The organism is Cupriavidus sp. H18C2 (assembly GCF_049393795.1).
In the GTDB taxonomy this organism is placed as follows: Bacteria; Pseudomonadota; Gammaproteobacteria; order Burkholderiales; family Burkholderiaceae; genus Cupriavidus; species Cupriavidus pauculus_C.
The window spans coordinates 1,311,048-1,328,783 of record NZ_CP186010.1 but is presented as its reverse complement, the minus strand read 5'-3'; the positions used below and the strand labels follow the sequence as shown (position 1 = coordinate 1,328,783).

Sequence of the window (17,736 nt, the reverse complement as noted above, 5' to 3'; positions counted from 1 at the left end):
AATATCGTCGAATTACTATTTAAATGGGAATAGGCATATGTCGGAAAGCTTTCAGAACGAAGTGCCCAAGGCGCGCGTCAACATCAAGCTGGATCTGCATACGGGCGGCGCGCAGAAGAAGGTGGAGCTGCCGCTCAAGCTTCTGGTCATGGGCGACTACAGCAACGGGCAGGACACGCGGGCGCTGGCTGAACGCGAGAAGGTTTCCGTGAACAAGAACAACTTCAATGCTGTGCTTTCCGACTACAACCCGAAGGCGCGCATCGCCGTCGAGAACACCCTGGCCGGCGATGGCACGGAACTCGCCGTCGACCTCGACTTCAAGTCGATGAACGACTTCAAGCCCGAAATGGTGGCCAGCCGCGTGCCGGAACTCCGCGCGCTGATGGCCGCGCGCAATCTGCTGCGCGACCTCAAATCGAATCTTCTTGATAACGCCATGTTCCGCCGGGAGCTGGAAAAGATCCTCAAGGATCCCGCGCTGTCCGAGCGCCTGCGCGCCGATCTGCAACAGATTGGTGAATCCGCCCCGTCCGTCCAGTAATTCGTCCAGGAAGAGTGAACTGCAATGGCCAATCGCGAAATGTCTTCGTCCTCCCAGAGTGCTGCCCAGGGTCAAACCGACGCCTTGGTGCTGGATGCGCCGGCCCAGAGCGTCTATGAGTCGCTCTGCGCCAAGATCAACCTGACGCCGGTCACCAGCACCCGGCCGGTCGAGTCCTTCCAGAGTGCCGATGCCCTGGCGGAATCGTCGCTCGACGAGCGCGTAACCCAGGCGATGAGCGTGTTCCTGAAGATGATCCAGGATTCGTCGCAACAGGTAGACCGCCTCGACAAGAGCCTGCTGGACTTCCACATCGCGCATCTGGACGACCAGATCAGCCGCCAGCTCGATGCGATCATGCACCATGAAACGTTCCAGGAAATCGAGTCGGCGTGGCGCGGCCTAAAGTTCCTGGTGGACCGCACGGACTTCCGCAAGAACGTGAAGATCGAGGTGCTCGATGTGTCGAAGGAAGCCCTGCGCCAGGACTTCGACGACACGCCCGAGGTCATTCAGAGCGGGCTGTACCTCCACACCTATATCCAGGAGTACGACACCCCCGGCGGGGAGCCGATCGGCTCCATCATCTCGAACTACGCGTTCGACCGCAGCCCGCAGGACATCGCCCTGCTGCGCAATATCTCGAAGGTCTCGGCCGCCGCCCACATGCCGTTCGTCGGCTCCGTATCGCCGAAGTTCTTCGGCAAGGATTCGATGGAGGAAGTGGCCAGCATCCGGGATATCGGCAACTACTTCGACCGGGCCGAGTACCTGAAGTGGAAGAGCTTCCGGGACTCGGACGATGCCCGCTATATCGGGCTGACGCTGCCCCGCTTCCTGGCGCGGCTGCCGTACGGCCCCGAGACCGTGCCGGTGCGAGCGTTCAACTACACCGAGGCGGTGAAGGGGCCGGACCACACGCGCTATTTGTGGGCCAACGCATCGTTCGCCTTTGCCGCGAACATGGTGCGTAGTTTCATCAAGAACGGCTGGTGCGTCCAGATTCGCGGCCCGCAAGCCGGCGGCCTGGTCGAAGACCTGCCGATTCACCTCTACGACCTGGGAACGGGCAACCAGGCCAAGATTCCGACCGAGGTGCTGATACCGGAAACGCGCGAGTTCGAGTTCGCCAATCTCGGCTTCATCCCGCTGTCGTACTACAAGAATCACGATTTTGCGTGCTTCTTCTCGGCTCACTCGGCCCAGAAGCCGGCGCTGTACGACACCAGCGAAGCCACGGCCAACAGCCGCGTGAATGCGCGCCTGCCGTACATCTTCCTGCTGTCACGCATCGCGCATTACCTGAAGCTGATCCAGCGCGAGAACATTGGCACGACGAAGGACCGCCGCGTACTGGAGCTGGAGCTGAACACCTGGATCAAGACGCTGGTGACCGAGATGACCGATCCTGGCGACGAACTCCAGGCTTCGCACCCGCTGCGCGAGGCGAAGGTGATCGTCGAGGACATCGACGACAACCCGGGCTTCTTCCGCGTCAAGCTCTTCATCGTGCCGCACTTCCAGATCGAAGGGATGGACATCAACCTGTCGCTGGTATCCCAGATGCCCAAGGCCAAGAACTAGGCGGCGCCGGTTCATCGGCACCGCGCGGGTGAGAATGCCCCGCGCGGTGCCCCCTCCTTGCGTTCGCCATGACTTCGCGCGTTTCGGCGCGGCTTTGGATCACCATGAAGATATCGAGACCGCTGTGGGCACAGGGCATTTTCATGACCCCGCAGCACTTCCAGCAACAGGCCCTTTGGGAACGCCACGCCGACGAGCTTGGCGCCCGCATTGCTTGCCCCGATCCCTGGGGCGTGGCGCGTGTGGTGCCCGATACGCAGGCGCTGTCGATCCATCGTCTCGTCCTTGCCGCGGTGACGGCGCGGCTGCCCGACGGCACCCTGGTCGATACGGAAACGGCCGACTGGACGCCGGCGACGCGCGATCTTGGCGATGTGCCGGCCCACCTGGACAGCGTGACGGTGCTGATCGGGCTGCCGCTGATGGACGCGCAGGGCGGCAATTGCATCGAGGCCGGCGAACGCCCCGCGCGGCCCCGCCGATTCGTACGCGAGTACCTTGCCGTGGCCGATCTGCATGGCGAGGGCAACGAGGAAATCAGCGTCGAGCGCCATGCGCTCACGCTGCTCTTTGATTTCGAGGCACACAGCGATTATGTTACCTGCCCGATTCTTCGACTGGTCCGCACACCGCAGCATCGCTTTGAGCTCGACGCGACGTTCGTGCCGCCCTGTCTCTTCCTGTCAGCCAGCGATCGCCTTACCGAGCGCATGCAGCGCCTGGCCGAAATCCTATCCGCGAAAAGCCGCAGCCTGGCGGTACGCCGGCGCGAACGCTCGGATCAGATCGCAGACTTCGCAGTGGCCGACGTCGCCCTGTTCTGGCTCCTGCACAGCGTCAACAGCCACTGGCCCGAACTGGCGCGGCTGTGCGCAGCGCCCCAGCAGCCTCCGGAGCGCCTTTATCACGTGCTGGCCCGCCTGGCCGGTGCGCCGCTTACGTTTTCTACGACAGAAACGCTGCAAGCCATCCCGGCCTACGATCACCACACTCCGGAACCCGTCTTTGCCGAACTTGAGTCGCTGGTCCGGACACTGCTCGACACGGTGATCCCGTCCCGCGTGGTGCCTGTTGCGCTGGAGCAGACGCGGCCGACCATCTGGGTCGGCACCATCCAGGACGAACGGCTTGTCGAAGGCGCCGAGTATTACCTCTCCGTCCAGTCCGGCTTGCCTGCGCACGCGTTGCTGGAGCAATTGCCACGGCTGTGCAAGGCCGGTGCACCGGACGAGGTGGAACAGATTGTCAATTCGGCGCTGCCGGGCATCCCGCTGCGCACCTTGTCCCGCTTGCCTGCCGCCATCCCGGTTCGCCTGGAGAACCAGTACTTCGCGCTGGACGGCTCCCATCCTGCCTTCCGACGGATGCTCGACGCGCGGGCCTGCCAGTTCTATGTGCCGGCATCGATCCCGGACGTCTCGCTCGAACTCTTCGCCGTGTTGCCCGCATGACCACCCTTGCCCCGACCTGCCCGCTGGCGCTACGCGATACCGCGCTGACCGTCACCGAATTGAACGATGCCGCCAGACCGGCTGACACCTTCGAATCGTTTCGCGCGACCTGCCTGACGCACGTCAACCGACTGCGCGAGGAGTTGACCGCAGCCGGCCACCCACCGCCAGTCGTCCAGGACGCAATCTACGCACAATGCGCGCTGTTCGACGAAGTGGCGCTACGCAACCTGGACGAGCCCCACCGTAGCGCGTGGGAACGCGAGCCGCTGCAGGTCAAGGAGTTCCAGAGCCATAACGCCGGCGAGGAGTTGATCGCGCGCATGGAGCGACGGCTCGCCGAGCCTGAATCGGTCGTGCCGCTGCTGATGGTCTTCCACACTGTCCTGGGACTTGGCTTCCAGGGCAAGTTCGCGCTCGAAGGCGCCGGCGCCCGCGAGGCGCTGATGCGCGCCATCGACGAACGTCTGGTGCGGGCGGGCGTTCGCTGGGACGAAGGGCCCATTATCGTCACCGCCGGCAAGACGCGCGGCGTTCGCCACATGCCCCCCATCGCTTGGGTGGGCCTGGCCGTGGCCGGCGCGGGGGCCGTCTATTTCCTGCTGGATCGATGGCTGACAGCTTCGATCGCGCAACTGGCCGGCTGAGACATTCGTGACCGGCTACCCCTACCGCACGCAGTTTGGCTGGATAGCGACGCTCGCGCTGGCCTGGCTGGCGCTGAGTTCGCCATGGAGCACCGCCTGGAACTTGATGATCGCTGGCGTGACGGTGACGCTCGCCATCGCAGCCATCGCCCTCGCCACTCGGCGCCAGCGCGCGCGCCGTCGTGCCGCGCAGGCCGTGCTGACCGCGATCGACGCCTCGCTGGAGACGCTGCCTGGCGATATCCGCCGCAACACGCCGCTTGTGCTCACCGCCGGCATGACGCGCGATGTCCAGTCGTCTGTCTTTGGCAACGCACTCGTGAAGATCACCGACGCCGCGATCTGGGTGCGCGTGGACGATCCGAGTCGGCTGCCGCACATCGCCGATGCCTTGAAACGCTGGCGCAATGGGCAGGGGCCCGATGCCGTGGCCTGCCTGGTCGCCGCCGACGCGGCGCGCGATGCCTCCACGCTGACGGTGTCGCTGCGTAACTGGCGGGCGTCGATCGGCGCCGCCAGCCGCGCGCTCGGGTACTCCCTGCCCGTGTGCGTAGCCGTCTACGCCGAGGAAGCTAACGGCCCGCCGGACGATTCCCCCTGGTTCGGCTTCTCGGGCGATGTCCCTGTCGACGGCGGTATCGCCGAGACGCTGGCGATCCGGCTATCCCAGTACGCTGGCATCAGCGTGCCCGCCGATCGGCCGCGACGCATGCACCGCGCGGCGCGACTCGATGCACTGGTGCGTTGGGCCGATACGGTCCTGATGCCGACGTTGCGGCATGACGATCCGCACCGAGCGAACGCCAGCCGACCGCTGCCGCTTGCGGCGTTCGGTGTCACGGCAATCGCGGGCGCCCCGGCGCCGGACGCGGACTATGCGCGGTACATCGCCAGCATCACCGGCCTGACACCCGCTACCCGTGAAGGCCGGCGCCCGCCCTATCCCCTGCCCGACCCGCTGCTCCGGGGCCTCGCCCTGCAACCGGTGCAGCGCGTGTTGCCCCACGCGCTGGCCCACGGTTTCGTCTGGCTGACCCTGGCGTTCTGCGCCGCCGCCGCAGCTTCCGCGTGGCACAACCAGCAGTTGGTGGCGCGTGTGACCGGCGACATGGCGCGTTTCCAAGCTCTGGACCCCGCCAACGATGCGGCGCGCCGCGATGCCCTGCTGGCACTCAAGCGCGACCGGGACGAACTGGAGCGCTATCAACGCAACGGCGTGCCGCCCCGGCTCGGGCTGGGTTTCTACCGGGGCAAGGCGCTGCGCGAGCCGGTGGATGGCCTGATCGCCTCCTACCAGCCGCCCGCGCCGCCGCCACCCACGGTCGAACTGGACAGCCTGTCGCTGTTCCGCAGTGGCAGTGCGGTGCTTGAACCAGGGTCCAACCGCGTGCTGATCGCCGCTCTCGACATGATCAAGGCCCACCCGGACAAGCGCGTGCTGGTGGCCGGACACACCGATTCGACGGGACACGCCGCCACCAACCTGAAGCTTTCCGAGGCGCGCGCCACGTCGGTACGCGACTGGCTGGCCGATGCGGCCGGACTGCCCGTCACGCACTTCGCGATCCAGGGCTATGGCGATACCCGCCCGAAAGCTTCGAACACTACCGACGCCGGGCGCGCCGTCAATCGCCGCGTCGAGATCACGCTTGTCCCAGATTGCCGCGACACAGGTCGCGGTGCTCAGGCAACCTCGGGCCATCCGGCCTGTTCATTCCAGTGAAAGGAGTTAGTCCATGGCAATTCCCGCATACATGTGGATCAAGGACGATGGCGGTGCCGACATCAAGGGTTCGGTCACCGTTTCGGGCCGCGAAGGCAGCGTCGAGGTCGTGGCGTTCGACCATGCCGTCAATATTCCGACAGACTCGAACACCGGCAAGCTGACCGGCACCCGGGTGCACAAGCCGATCACCTTTACCAAGGAGACCGATGCCTCGACGCCCTATCTGTACAAGGCGGTCACCAGCGGCCAGACCCTGAAATCGATCGAGATCAAGTGGTACAAGATCGACGACGCCGGCAAGGAGAAGGAGTACTTCAACACCAAGCTGGACAACGTGAAGGTGGTCGGCGTCACGCCGAAGATGCTGGACATCAAGAATCCGGCGTACGAGAAGCACAACCACCTGGAAGAAGTCGAGCTGCGCTACGAGAAGATCACGTGGTCGTACAAGGACGGCAACATCATCCACGCCGATAGCTGGAACGAGCGCTCGTAACCCTTGCCTGGCCGCCGCCCTGCGCCGGCCCTCCACTCGCCGCGGCCGGGACACCCCGGCCGCGCGCTTCTGATACGCCTGGTTGCTCCAACTCAAATCGCCATGACCGCCCGAGACTATTCGCCGTACCTGCGACGCCTGAACAACCATTGCGCCCGCGCGCTGACTGACGCGGCCGGGCTATGCGAGACACGCGCGCACCGGGATATCGAAGTCGAACACTGGCTGATCAAGCTGCTGGAACTCGGGGACGGCGACATCCTGGCCATCCTGCGACGCTATGAGCTTGACGTCGATGGCATCTGGAACGCGCTGCTGGGCAGCATCGACCGGCTGCCGCACGCGCTGCGGGGCAAGCCCGGGCTGTCGGCCCGGCTTGGCCAATGGCTGGAGGCCGCGTGGGTCAAGGCGTCGTTGAGCGATGGCGGCGACGTGATCCGCTCCGCCCATCTGCTGGCGGCGCTGGCCGATACGCCCGCCCTGCTCCGCGCGCCCGACGCCTGGCCACTGCTCAGTATCTCGGCGGCGCAGATCGAGCGGCTGCTGCCGGAGCTGGACAAGATTTCATCCGAAACAAACGACTCGCCGGTCGCGACCCGGCGCGCATCCCGGAGTCGGCGGAACGCCGCCGGCGCTGCCGCCAGCGACGCCATGAACGCCATCGCCCGTGCGTCAGCTTCGCCAGAGGCTCCGGTCACTGGCGACAATGCCGCCCTCGAAAGGTTTACGACTGACATCACCCAAAAGGCTCGCGACGGCCAGATCGACCCGGTTCTCGGCCGCGATGTCGAGATCCGGCAGATGATCGATATCCTGGCGCGCCGCCGCAAGAACAATCCGATCCTGGTCGGCGAACCGGGCGTGGGCAAGACCGCGCTGGTCGAGGGCCTGGCGCTGAAGATCGCCAACGGTGACGTCCCGGCCGTGATCCGCGACGTCAGCGTGCTGACGCTGGACCTCGGGCTGCTGCAGGCCGGCGCCGGCGTCAAGGGCGAGTTCGAGCAGCGTCTGAAGCATGTGATCGAGGCGGTCCAGCAATCGCCCAAGCCCATCCTGCTGTTCATCGACGAGGCCCACACGCTGATCGGCGCGGGCAACCAGGCCGGCGGAGCCGATGCCGCCAACCTGCTCAAGCCGGCCCTCGCTCGCGGCGAACTGCGCACGATTGCGGCCACGACATGGTCCGAGTACAAGCAGTACTTCGAGCGCGACGCGGCGCTGGAACGGCGCTTCCAGATGGTAAAGGTCGACGAGCCCGACGACGCGAACGCCTGCCTGATGCTGCGCGGGATCAAGGATCGCTACGCACAGCATCACAACGTCCACATTACCGATGCCGGGGTCGCGGCAGCAGTCCGGTTGTCTCGGCGATACCTGACCGGCCGTCAGTTGCCCGACAAGGCTGTCGACCTGCTCGACACGGCGGCAGCCCGTGTACGCATGAGCCAGGAGGCCCGGCCCATCGCCTTCGAGATGTGCGAGGCCGAACGGGCGGCGCTGGAAGTCGAACGCCATGCCCTGCAGCAGGACCAGGGTGCCATCGGCGTCCATGACAAGGAACGGCTAGCCAGCATCGAGGACCGACTGGCCGCCCTTGCCGCCGAACACCAGCGACTCGAACAGGCTTACGCCGACCAGAAGGATGCCACCGAAACCCTGTTGACCCTGCGCAAACGCTGGCAGGCGGCCAACGACGATTCCATCCGGCGCGACCTGGAACCCGCCATCGCCGCCACGCGCGCCACGTTGTCGGTGCCCGGTCAACCGGGACTGATCCATGCCGAGGTCGACGAGATGGCGATCGCGCAGGTCATCGCCGACTGGACCGGCGTGCCGGTGGACAGCCTGCTGTCGAACGAGATCGCAACTTTGCTGGAACTGGAAGCGCGCCTTGCCGATGTCGTGGTCGGCCAGGATGGCGCGCTGGCGACGCTGGGCCACAGCCTGCGCGCCGCCAAGGCGGGACTGAAGCCAGCCGAGGCGCCGCTGGGCGTGTTCCTGCTGGTCGGACCGTCGGGCGTGGGCAAGACCGAGACGGCGCGCGCGGTGGCCGACCTGATGTTCGGCGGAGAACGGTCCCTGATCACGATCAACCTGTCCGAGTACCAGGAGGCGCATACCGTATCGCAGCTCAAGGGGTCCCCGCCGGGCTACGTTGGATACGGACAGGGCGGGATTCTGACGGAAGCGGTGCGGCAGCGGCCGTACAGCGTCGTCTTGCTCGACGAGGTCGAGAAGGCCCACCGCGACGTGCTCAACCTGTTCTACCAGGTGTTCGACCGCGGCTTCATGCGCGATGGCGAAGGCCGGGTCATCGATTTCCGCAACACGGTCATCTTCATGACGTCGAATCTGGCCAGCGACGCCATCATGGCCGCCAGCGATGCCCTCGCGGACGCCTGCGACGAAACCGCCCTCACCTTGCTGCTGGACACCATCCGCCCGAAACTGGCCGCCCACTTCCAGCCGGCGTTGCTGGCACGGTTCCAGACTATCGTCTACCGCCCGCTTTCGGCAGCGGCGATGGCCACCATCATGCGCATGAAGCTTGGAAAGCTCGCGACACGAATCCAGCAGCGCTTTGGCGTGCCGCTCCAGTTCGACGATCCACTGGTCGACGCGCTCGTGCAGGCTTGCCTGCAACCAGACTCCGGCGCGCGCAATATCGACAGCCTGCTGGACCAACGCCTGCTGCCGGTGCTGTCGCGCGAGCTGCTGTCGCGCGTGGGCAGCGGCCAGCTTCCGGCTTCGATCTCGCTGTCGTATGCGGAAGCAGACGGCATCGGCGTGCAGTTCGAAGACCGCTGCAACGACACCCGGGAGGCAGACTGATGCGCGGCGGACCCGGTCTCTTCGAAGCCGTCACGGGCTTCTTCGCGAACGGCGTGCCAGTCGACGCGTTCGACCCCGCCACGCAGACGTTCCTGTCCGTGCAGGACAATATCCAGCGCATCCTCAACAGCCGCCGCGGCAGCCTCGCCCACCTCCCAGACTACGGACTCGGCGACCTGTCGCGCATCTACCGCCACCTGCCCGCGTCGGCGCACACGCTGCAACGCGAGATCGAAACCACGCTGCTGCGCTACGAACCGCGCCTGAAAGCGATCGACATCGCCATCGATGACACCGAGCCCGGCATGCTGCTCAGCTTCACGATGAGCTGCCACCTCCATCGCGCCGGCCTCGTACGATTCGGCACGCATTTCACCCCGGATGGCAAGACAAGGCTGACGCTGTTACGGGCGGGTCAGGAACCGTAGGCGGGCGACGGACGTCGCCCAAAATGAAAAGCCCGCTAGACGTTGATCTAGCGGGCTTTATTTTGGTCGGGGCGAGAGGATTTGAACCGCGTCGTCTTTGCTGGTAATGCTAAAGCCGCTTACTTTCTCGGGCATATACCCCATCCGTTTTGCGGCTTCGGTGAGCGGTTGCCCAACATACCGGATAGGATCGCCGGGTCCGCCAACAGGAGCGAAATTGAACTCGACAAAGCTGTCAGTCGCAGGTGCCGCCTTGACGACGAGTACAAGGTCTGCGTCTTCGTAGTACCCTTCCGTTATCCCACGGGTAACTGGAGTATGGGGCCTATCTGTTCGTAGCAAAGCCAAGGTACACCGCTCAGAGTGGGTAGTTGAAGTCTTCTCTACAAGAAAGACGGTGACTCCCCTTGGTACACTGAACGTTACGCCACACTGCTTCTTGATGCGCAAATCTAGTCGATGCACCGATCGACTCGCGGGCTCGACGTTCTTGCTTGCTGCCGCGCAAACGGCTGATGTAGCTAGAAGTATAAGGCTCAGGACTACACGCCTTAAGAATTGCATTACTCAGCAGGCTTGAAATTGGCCGGACGGGCGGTTATACCATGCAACGCTGCAGCGCTGACACCATCCGGCGCCGAAGTTTCAACAAACTCGACAGATTCAAGAATCGCCTTAATTCGATCGAGATCATTCCGCTTCTTTCGATCCGACAGCCATTCGACCACCGTGTACCCGCACAATGCATGGTCATTGTGGATCAAACAGAAATGAAATACGCGAGCCCGCCGCCGCTCGTCACCAGTCGTGTCATCTTCGGTGTAGGCTCTTCCGGTCCAGTTCTTTCCCTTCAACGAAATCGTTCGAGCACTTGCCTGCTTTTCGTACGGAACAAACTCAGGGCCATTAACCGGCCCGTACCTCATCCAGTGACCATCCTCGTATTTTGCACCCAAGGCTGAGGTTATCTTCTCTTCACTTGAATCAATGCAGGAGATGCCAAAGCCGCCGGCCAAGAACCCGTCTGGCCCCGTTATTGGAAGGTAATATGATCCACTTTGTGGAAATGATTTATCGGAATGTGAGACTCTAAACTCCCCTCCAAACATATCTTCGATCCTGAAATGACACGAACCAACGACATGGGCCCACGTCGTCACATTTTGTTCAGCAGGATTATGATCGACGCTCTGTTTTTCAATGGCGCTTAGTGATTGCGTGGCAACCATGTAGGTAACAAGACAACCAAGGATGATTTTTCTCATAGGCTTGCTCGCGCCCGCCCATGTGAGTGGTGCTCCGGATACTGGCGGCGGGTCTTAAAGGCGAACTGATGGCCCTCCAGGCCGTGGCGTTGCATCCGGTCCAGGGCCATCGGATGGGTAAGCCGTACGTTGACGCTGTAGGGTTCGCCCAGGCGCTCCGTGGCCTCGAATGACACCACGGACAATCCAGCAGCGCTGGGCGCGCCGAGCACCTCGAGGCGATAGGCCTGACGCCCAGTTACGGCCTTAAGCAAACCGCCTCCCAATGCCTTCAGTTCATCTACCACCCCAGCCATTGCTCGTCGCTCCATTGTCAGCGTGACCGAATTCTCCGCATAGGCCATCGCTTACGACACGAGGCCACATCCCTGCGCGCCGCACGATACGCTGTTTTCGTTCGACTGAGAACAGTCCAAGCGTCGCGCAAACAACGCAAATAAAACAAAACTAAGAATCGGATAAATCCTATATACGCGGCGATTTTTAACTGATAAAAATCCGCGAGGATCTTTATGCCTGCTGTTTCAAATGGACAATAAATTTCGATATAAGTGGCGCTTGGTTCTGATAGAAAAGGTCATCAGAATTTGTCGGAAAGCTTTCCGAGGGCGGGAACGTCTACACCCCGCACGCGCACTTCGTGGTCATCCGTGAGGCCCTGGCGGTCTAGTGGGTCCAAGGTGCACACCCTGACGGCCGACGACTATGTGGTGGTGAACCGCCAAGGCCAGCCGAAGACGGCGGCCGCCTGCCGAGAGGTTTGGCGCGACGCACTGGAGCGCGCATAGCTGGGCGACAAGGACTACGTGGTGAGAGACGTTCGGGAGAAGGCGCTGACGGATGCGAAGCGCGCGGGCTACGACATCGAGGCCGTGCCGGTAGCCGGAGCGCATGCCGATCGCTGTACCACCGAGGGGCACATCAAGCAGGGCGAAGTGCCGGTTGCGGCGGTGCATCTGAAGTTGCCGCCCGCTTGATATTAGGGATCGTCTGATAAGCCAGGATGCGCGCTACCGTGCGGCACAAATGAAAAGCCCGCTAGACGTTGATCTAGCGGGCTTTATTTTGGTCGGGGCGAGAGGATTTGAACCTCCGACCACCTGCACCCCATGCAGGTACGCTACCAGGCTGCGCTACGCCCCGAAGAAGAACGAAATTATATCAGAGCCATCGGCAATGGCTAGTGGTTTGAGCGGAATTTATTCGCGTTCCGCTACTTGCTTGAGCTGGGCCAGCAGGTGCTGGACTTCGACCAGTTCGGTGCGGAGCGCGTTGAGGTCGACGGACAGCACGGGGGTCGGGGGCGTGCTGAGCGTGGACGCTGTGTCGGCGGTTTCCGCAGCCGGGTTGGCGCCGTGGTGGCGGCCCTCGTCGAGGCGGTTGCGGGCGCCGTTGATCGTGAAGCCCTGCTCGTAGAGCAGTTCGCGGATGCGGCGGATCAGCAGGACTTCGTGGTGCTGGTAGTAGCGGCGGTTGCCGCGGCGCTTGACGGGCTTGAGCTGGGTGAATTCCTGCTCCCAGTAGCGCAGCACGTGCGGCTTGACGGCGCAAAGCTCGCTGACCTCACCGATTGTGAAGTAGCGTTTCGCGGGAATCGGCGGCAGCGCGACGCGCTCGCTGGATTTTTCCGTCATGCAGAGGAGGAGCAGTTGTCAGCCCGGCAGGGCAAGACGCGGTTGGCGCGACGCACGCGCGGCATTGCAGGATACAGATTGCCATCGCGTCGGGCAATCCGACGGATGGCGCAAACCGTTGCAGGTGTGTACTGGCTGCGACGATGGTGGGCGGTCAGCGCCCAATCAGCCGGGCTGGCGGTCGGCGGACCGGCGCAGCCCCCACGAACCCGGGGTCAGGTCGGGACGGCGAGGTCGGCCCGTTCCTCGACTAGGCTCTTGAGCTTCTGGCTGGCGTGGAAGGTCACCACGCGGCGGGCGGTAATGGGAATGATCTCACCGGTCTTGGGATTGCGACCGGGGCGCTGCGCCTTGTCGCGAAGCTGGAAGTTGCCGAAGCCCGAGAGCTTCACGCTATCGCCCTTCTCCAGGGCTTCGCGAATCACGTCGAAGAAGGCCTCGACCATATCCTTCGATTCACGCTTGTTCAGCCCGACCTGGTCGAACAGCATTTCTGCCAGTTCTGCCTTTGTCAGGGTGGGCACCTCCGTCGCGCGGGCTTCCGGCGATGCATCGTCGAAGGAGGCAGCATGCCGGTCGCTTGCCTCGCCCAGGTCTGCAGCATTCATGGAAATCGCGTCTCGATCGTTCATCCTTGATCGCTCTCTTCAATCCGTCTGGCGATCGGCCCGGGAGCTGTGCCCGGGCGCTCCTACCGCGGGGTTGCTCAACCGCGCAGGCGGGCCGCGAAGCCCGCCGTCAGCGCGTCGATCATGCAACGTACCGCACTGTCGACTGTCTCGTCCTGGAGGGTCGACCCAGTATCTTGCAACGTAATCCGGAAGGCAAGACTTTTCTCATCCGCCCCGATGGACGCCGATGCCGCCTTCGGGCGGAACTCGTCGAACAGCACCAGGCTCTGCACGAAGTGGCCCGAGCCGGCCTGGTCCAGCGCCGCGCGCATGGCATCGATCATGTCCTGCACGCGCACCTGCTGCTTGACCACGACGGCCAGGTCCCGCACGGCCGCCGGGAACTTCGATATCTCGGTGTACACCGGCAGGCCCACGTCGCGCAGCGCATCCAGTTCCAGCTCGAACACCACCGGCGCGTTGGTCAGCTCGTATTCCTGCAGCCAGCGCGGATGGATCTCGCCCACCACGCCAACCGGCTTGCCATCGACGATCACCCGCGCGGCGCGGCCCGGGTGCAGCGCCGGGTGCGACACCGGCTCGAAGCGCGGCGTACGCGGATGGAACAGCGCCTCGACGTCGCCCTTGATGTCGAAGAAGTCGACCTGGCGCGTCGCCACGCCCCATTGCTCCTCGAACGCCGGGCCGTAGGCGATGCCGGCCGCCATCATCGGCTGCCGGTAACCCGCCACGGTCAACCCGCCGTCGGTCACGCCGGGGTCACGGTGGAACACGCGGCCCACCTCGAACAGGCGCACGCGCGCGGCCTTGCGGTTGAGGTTGTAGCGCACCTTGTCGACCAGGCCGCCGATCAGCGTCGACCGCATCACGGCAAGCTGGCTGGCGATCGGATTCAGCAGGCGGATCGGGTTGTCATTGGCGGCAAAGTCGCGCTCCCACTGCGCCTCGACGAAAGCGAAATTGATCACTTCGTTGAAGTCGCGTGCGGCCAGCGCGTGGCGCACCACGTGCTGCGAGCGGCGGCCCTCGTTGGTCGGGCGCATCTCGCTCTCGGCAATCGGCGGGCGGGCCACGATGCGCTCGAAGCCATAAATGCGCGCCACTTCCTCGATCAGGTCTTCCTCGATCTCGATATCGAAGCGATAGCTCGGCGGCGTCACCTCGAACACCTCGCCGTCGGCGCCGGCCGACCGCGTGAAAGGCAGGTTCAGGCGCTGGAACACATCGGCAATCTCGGTCGACGACAGTTCGATACCCAGCACGCGCTCGGCACGCGCCACGCGCAGCTTTACCGGGGCGCGCTGCGGCAAGTTGACGATCTGGTCGTCAACCGGGCCGGCCTGGCCGCCGCAAATCTGGAGAATCAGCGAGGTAATGCGTTCGATATGCTCGACGGTCGTCGCGTAGTCCACGCCACGCTCGAAGCGATGTGCGGCATCGGTCGAGAAGTTGTAACGGCGCGCGCGGCCCTGGATGGCGTTCGGCCACCAGAACGCGGCCTCCAGATAGATGTTCGTCGTGTCCAGCGTCACGGCCGTGCTGTCGCCGCCCATGATGCCGGCCAGGCTTTCGATCTCCTTGTCGTCGGCGATCACGCCGACCTGCTCGTCCACATCGACGGTGTTGCCGTTCAGCAGCTTCAGTTGCTCGCCCTTGCGGCCCCAGCGCACGTCCAGGCCGCCATGGATCTTGTCGAGGTCAAACACGTGCGACGGGCGGCCCAGCTCCAGCATCACGAAGTTCGAGATGTCGACCAGTGCCGAAATGCTGCGCTGGCCCGAGCGCTCCAGGCGTTGCACCATCCACGCCGGCGTGGCGGCGCGGGCGTTCACGCCGCGGATGACGCGGCCCGAGAACCGGCCGCACAGGTCGGGCGCCGAGATTTTGACCGGGAGCTTGTCGTCGATGGTGACCGCGACGGGCGCCATGTCGGGCAGCGTCAGCGCGGCGCCGGTCAGCGCCGACACCTCGCGGGCCACGCCGTGGATCGACAGGCAGTCGGCCTTGTTCGGCGTCAGCTTGATCGTGAAGACCTGGTCGTCCAGGTCCAGGTACTGGCGGATGTCCTGGCCCACCGGCGCGTCGTCGGGCAGTACCAGCAGGCCGCCGTGATCTTCCGACAGCTTCAGTTCGCGCGCCGAGCACAGCATGCCGAAGCTATCCACGCCACGCAGCTTGCCCACCTTGATCTCGAACGGCTTGCCGCCGTCTTCGCCCGGCGGCAGCACGGCGCCCACCAGCGCGCACGGCACCTTGATGCCGGGCTTCACGTTCGGCGCGCCGCAGACGATCTGCAGCGTCTCGCCAGTGCCGGCGTCCACCTGGCAGACGTTCAGGCGGTCGGCGTTGGGATGGCGCTCGGTGGCCAGCACGCTTGCCACCACGATCTTGTTGAACGGCGGGGCGACCGGGCCCACCTCTTCCACTTCAAGGCCGGCCATGGTCAGCGCGTGCGACAGCGCATCGGTGGAAAACTTTTCAGGATTGGCGAAAGTACGAAGCCAGGATTCCGAGAATTGCATGGCGCTTCTGATCCGGTAGGTATGCGGTGTTGTCTGTGACGTTGCGGTGCGGTGTACGGGCGTGCCGGGCGATCAGGCAAACTGGCGCAGGAAGCGCACGTCGCCTTCGAAGAACAGCCGCAGGTCGTTGATGCCGTAGCGCAGCATCGTCAGGCGCTCCAGGCCGGAGCCGAACGCGAAGCCGATATAGCGCTCGGGGTCCAGGCCCATGTTGCGCAGCACGTTGGGGTGTACCTGGCCCGAGCCGGAGATCTCCAGCCACTTGCCGTTGCCGAACGCCATGTCGATCTCGGCCGACGGCTCGGTGAACGGGAAGTACGACGGGCGGAAGCGCACCTGGATGTCGTCGCGCTCGAAAAACTTGCGCAGGAAGTCGGTGTAGACGCCCTTCAGGTCGGCAAAGCTCACGTCCTCGCCAATCCACAGCCCTTCCACCTGGTTGAACATCGGCGAATGGGTGGCGTCGCTGTCCACGCGGTACGTGCGGCCCGGGCAGATCACCTTGATCGGGGGCATGGCCTTGCCGGCGTACTTCTGCACGTGCATGCGTGCGTAGCGCACCTGCATCGGGCTGGTATGCGTGCGCAGCAGCAGGAGCTTGTCGTCGCTGTCGCGCCCGTCGATGTAGAACGTGTCCTGCATCGAACGTGCCGGATGGTTGTCCGGGTTGTTCAGCGCGGTGAAGTTCATCCAGTCGGTCTCGATCTCGGGGCCGTCGGCCACGTCGAAGCCGATCGAGCCGAAGATCTGCTCCACGCGCTCCCACGTGCGCATCACCGGATGCATGCTGCCGCGCGACACGGCGCGGCCCGGCAGCGTCACGTCTATGGCCTCCGCGGCCAGCCGGGCGTTCATCAGCGCATCGGCCAGCGCCTGGCGGCGCGCCTGCAGCGCGGCTTCCACCTGCTGCTTCACCTGGTTGATGCGGGCACCTTCGGACTTGCGCGCCTCGGGGTCCAGCTTGCCGAGCCCCTTGAGCAGCTCGGTCAACGCGCCGGTCTTGCCCAAGAAACGGGCCTTTTCGTTTTCCAGCGTGGCGTTGTCGTTGGCGGCAGCGAAGGCGGCCTGTGCGTCGGCGACGATTTGATCCAGATCCAGGGACATGACGGTGGATGGTACGTGGAAGGAAGTCGCACCAGGTGCGGACATTTCGGATGCCGTTTCGGACGTGGCGCGTCGACACGGCATTCGAAATGAAAACGGGGCTCGGTAAGGAGCCCCGTTTCAGCAGACCTTGCGGTCGGTGCTTGCCCGGAAGCGCTCACGCGCTCCCGCAGCCGGCATCAGGCAACGGTGGCTTTCACCTGGTTGACGATGGCGGCAAAGGCAGGCTTGTCATGGATGGCCATGTCCGACAGCACCTTGCGGTCCAGTTCGATCGAAGCCTTCTTCAGGCCGTTCATGAACACGCTGTAGGTCATGCCATGCTCACGCGTCGCGGCATTGATACGTGCAATCCAGAGGGCGCGGAACACGCGCTTCTTGTTGCGACGATCGCGGTACGCGTACTGGCCAGCACGCATGACCGCCTGCTTGGCGATACGGTAGACATTATTGCGACGGCCGCGGTAACCCTTGGCAGCGTCAATAACCTTCTTGTGACGGGCCCGTGCAGTGACCCCACGCTTGACTCGAGGCATGTAAAACTCCTTTCGTTATCGTTTGGGGTTATGCGTAGGGCATCATTGCGCGAACCGACTTCAGGTTCGTCTCATGGACGTCCTGGGTGCCGCGCAGTTGACGCTTGTTCTTGGTGGTCTTCTTGGTCAGGATGTGACGCTTGAAGGCCTGGCCGCGCTTGAACGAACCGTTCGGGCGCGCCGTAAAGCGCTTCGAGGCGCTTTTCTTGGTCTTCATCTTAGGCATGAAAAACTCCAGCTCTATGACATGCATGCAGGTGGATGGCTCACGCCATCGCTTGCAAGACCCGCATCCACTTGTTTTTGTACGCGGCGCCCCGAAGAGCGCCCCGCAC

General features: G+C 64.0%; 17 protein-coding genes and 1 tRNA gene. 9 read left to right on the top strand and 9 right to left on the bottom strand.

Going from position 1 to position 17,736, the window contains the following annotated elements:
- The first annotated feature begins 37 nt into the window (after window positions 1-37).
- The 8 genes from tssB (at window position 38) to tssE (ending at window position 9,708) form a co-directional block, all read left to right on the top strand.
- Window positions 38-544, top strand: a complete 507-nt coding sequence (tssB, locus tag EPAKOI_RS06210) for a type VI secretion system contractile sheath small subunit (protein ID WP_313839813.1) — start codon at window positions 38-40, stop codon at window positions 542-544.
- 24 nt (window positions 545-568) lie between these two features.
- Entirely contained in the window at window positions 569-2,128 is a 1,560-nt protein-coding gene (tssC, locus tag EPAKOI_RS06205) for a type VI secretion system contractile sheath large subunit (RefSeq protein ID WP_423193272.1), read from the top strand.
- Between the two features lie 104 nt (window positions 2,129-2,232).
- A complete protein-coding gene (gene tssK / locus EPAKOI_RS06200) occupies window positions 2,233-3,579 on the top strand; it encodes a type VI secretion system baseplate subunit TssK (protein WP_423193488.1) in 1,347 nt (448 codons plus the stop codon).
- Window positions 3,576-4,226 (top strand): DotU/TssL family secretion system protein, encoded by a 651-nt coding sequence (locus EPAKOI_RS06195; RefSeq protein ID WP_423193271.1) that lies wholly within the window; start codon window positions 3,576-3,578, stop codon window positions 4,224-4,226. Before tssK ends, EPAKOI_RS06195 begins: the two co-directional genes overlap by 4 nt.
- 7 nt (window positions 4,227-4,233) lie before the next feature.
- A complete protein-coding gene (locus EPAKOI_RS06190) occupies window positions 4,234-5,949 on the top strand; it encodes an OmpA family protein (RefSeq protein WP_423193270.1) in 1,716 nt (571 codons plus the stop codon).
- A gap of 13 nt (window positions 5,950-5,962) precedes the next feature.
- The gene (locus tag EPAKOI_RS06185; protein WP_124684516.1) at window positions 5,963-6,448 is read left to right on the top strand and encodes an Hcp family type VI secretion system effector; all 486 of its coding nucleotides are present in this window, start codon (window positions 5,963-5,965) and stop codon (window positions 6,446-6,448) included.
- 102 nt (window positions 6,449-6,550) lie between these two features.
- Complete coding sequence (tssH, locus tag EPAKOI_RS06180) at window positions 6,551-9,280, top strand: type VI secretion system ATPase TssH (protein WP_423193269.1); 2,730 nt, start codon at window positions 6,551-6,553, stop codon at window positions 9,278-9,280.
- The gene (gene tssE, locus EPAKOI_RS06175; RefSeq protein WP_172966063.1) at window positions 9,280-9,708 is read left to right on the top strand and encodes a type VI secretion system baseplate subunit TssE; all 429 of its coding nucleotides are present in this window, start codon (window positions 9,280-9,282) and stop codon (window positions 9,706-9,708) included. The genes tssH and tssE overlap by 1 nt, the downstream gene beginning before the upstream one ends.
- 563 nt (window positions 9,709-10,271) lie before the next feature.
- On the opposite strand, the gene EPAKOI_RS06170 is transcribed toward tssE, so the two are convergent.
- Both EPAKOI_RS06170 and EPAKOI_RS06165 read right to left on the bottom strand, forming a co-directional pair.
- Window positions 10,272-10,973 (bottom strand): hypothetical protein, encoded by a 702-nt coding sequence (locus tag EPAKOI_RS06170; RefSeq protein WP_423193268.1) that lies wholly within the window; start codon window positions 10,971-10,973, stop codon window positions 10,272-10,274.
- The gene (locus tag EPAKOI_RS06165) at window positions 10,970-11,317 is read right to left on the bottom strand and encodes a hypothetical protein (protein WP_423193267.1); all 348 of its coding nucleotides are present in this window, start codon (window positions 11,315-11,317) and stop codon (window positions 10,970-10,972) included. Before EPAKOI_RS06165 ends, EPAKOI_RS06170 begins: the two co-directional genes overlap by 4 nt.
- A 465-nt stretch (window positions 11,318-11,782) precedes the next feature.
- On the opposite strand from EPAKOI_RS06165, the gene EPAKOI_RS06160 reads away from it, so the two are divergent.
- Window positions 11,783-11,950, top strand: a complete 168-nt coding sequence (locus EPAKOI_RS06160) for a hypothetical protein (protein WP_423193266.1) — start codon at window positions 11,783-11,785, stop codon at window positions 11,948-11,950.
- Between the two features lie 89 nt (window positions 11,951-12,039).
- Here EPAKOI_RS06160 and EPAKOI_RS06155 read toward each other — a convergent pair.
- From EPAKOI_RS06155 to rpmI, 7 genes are all read right to left on the bottom strand, one after another.
- Window positions 12,040-12,116: transfer RNA gene (locus EPAKOI_RS06155), tRNA-Pro, on the bottom strand.
- Window positions 12,117-12,172: 56 nt separating this feature from the next.
- Entirely contained in the window at window positions 12,173-12,607 is a 435-nt protein-coding gene (locus tag EPAKOI_RS06150; protein ID WP_124684521.1) for a MerR family transcriptional regulator, read from the bottom strand.
- Between the two features lie 215 nt (window positions 12,608-12,822).
- A complete protein-coding gene (locus tag EPAKOI_RS06145) occupies window positions 12,823-13,239 on the bottom strand; it encodes an integration host factor subunit alpha (protein WP_124684522.1) in 417 nt (138 codons plus the stop codon).
- Between the two features lie 74 nt (window positions 13,240-13,313).
- The gene (pheT, locus tag EPAKOI_RS06140) at window positions 13,314-15,761 is read right to left on the bottom strand and encodes a phenylalanine--tRNA ligase subunit beta (RefSeq protein ID WP_423193265.1); all 2,448 of its coding nucleotides are present in this window, start codon (window positions 15,759-15,761) and stop codon (window positions 13,314-13,316) included.
- A 72-nt stretch (window positions 15,762-15,833) separates the two neighbouring features.
- Window positions 15,834-16,859 (bottom strand): phenylalanine--tRNA ligase subunit alpha, encoded by a 1,026-nt coding sequence (gene pheS, locus EPAKOI_RS06135; protein WP_423193487.1) that lies wholly within the window; start codon window positions 16,857-16,859, stop codon window positions 15,834-15,836.
- Between the two features lie 185 nt (window positions 16,860-17,044).
- Window positions 17,045-17,401 (bottom strand): 50S ribosomal protein L20, encoded by a 357-nt coding sequence (gene rplT, locus EPAKOI_RS06130; RefSeq protein ID WP_008650487.1) that lies wholly within the window; start codon window positions 17,399-17,401, stop codon window positions 17,045-17,047.
- A gap of 28 nt (window positions 17,402-17,429) precedes the next feature.
- Complete coding sequence (gene rpmI / locus EPAKOI_RS06125) at window positions 17,430-17,627, bottom strand: 50S ribosomal protein L35 (RefSeq protein ID WP_006575466.1); 198 nt, start codon at window positions 17,625-17,627, stop codon at window positions 17,430-17,432.
- Between the last annotated feature and the right edge of the window lie 109 nt (window positions 17,628-17,736).

Bases quoted from the DNA above. Each gene is read 5' to 3' on its own strand.
- tssB (WP_313839813.1), top strand. From the start codon at position 38: ATGTCGGAAAGCTTTCAGAACGAAGTGCCCAAGGCGCGCGTCAACATC.
- tssC (WP_423193272.1), top strand. From the start codon at position 569: ATGGCCAATCGCGAAATGTCTTCGTCCTCCCAGAGTGCTGCCCAGGGT.
- tssK (WP_423193488.1), top strand. From the start codon at position 2,233: ATGAAGATATCGAGACCGCTGTGGGCACAGGGCATTTTCATGACCCCG.
- EPAKOI_RS06195 (WP_423193271.1), top strand. From the start codon at position 3,576: ATGACCACCCTTGCCCCGACCTGCCCGCTGGCGCTACGCGATACCGCG.
- EPAKOI_RS06185 (WP_124684516.1), top strand. From the start codon at position 5,963: ATGGCAATTCCCGCATACATGTGGATCAAGGACGATGGCGGTGCCGAC.
- tssH (WP_423193269.1), top strand. From the start codon at position 6,551: ATGACCGCCCGAGACTATTCGCCGTACCTGCGACGCCTGAACAACCAT.
- tssE (WP_172966063.1), top strand. From the start codon at position 9,280: ATGCGCGGCGGACCCGGTCTCTTCGAAGCCGTCACGGGCTTCTTCGCG.
- EPAKOI_RS06170 (WP_423193268.1), bottom strand. From the start codon at position 10,973: ATGAGAAAAATCATCCTTGGTTGTCTTGTTACCTACATGGTTGCCACG.
- EPAKOI_RS06165 (WP_423193267.1), bottom strand. From the start codon at position 11,317: ATGGCCTATGCGGAGAATTCGGTCACGCTGACAATGGAGCGACGAGCA.
- EPAKOI_RS06150 (WP_124684521.1), bottom strand. From the start codon at position 12,607: ATGACGGAAAAATCCAGCGAGCGCGTCGCGCTGCCGCCGATTCCCGCG.
- EPAKOI_RS06145 (WP_124684522.1), bottom strand. From the start codon at position 13,239: ATGAACGATCGAGACGCGATTTCCATGAATGCTGCAGACCTGGGCGAG.
- pheT (WP_423193265.1), bottom strand. From the start codon at position 15,761: ATGCAATTCTCGGAATCCTGGCTTCGTACTTTCGCCAATCCTGAAAAG.
- rplT (WP_008650487.1), bottom strand. From the start codon at position 17,401: ATGCCTCGAGTCAAGCGTGGGGTCACTGCACGGGCCCGTCACAAGAAG.
- rpmI (WP_006575466.1), bottom strand. From the start codon at position 17,627: ATGCCTAAGATGAAGACCAAGAAAAGCGCCTCGAAGCGCTTTACGGCG.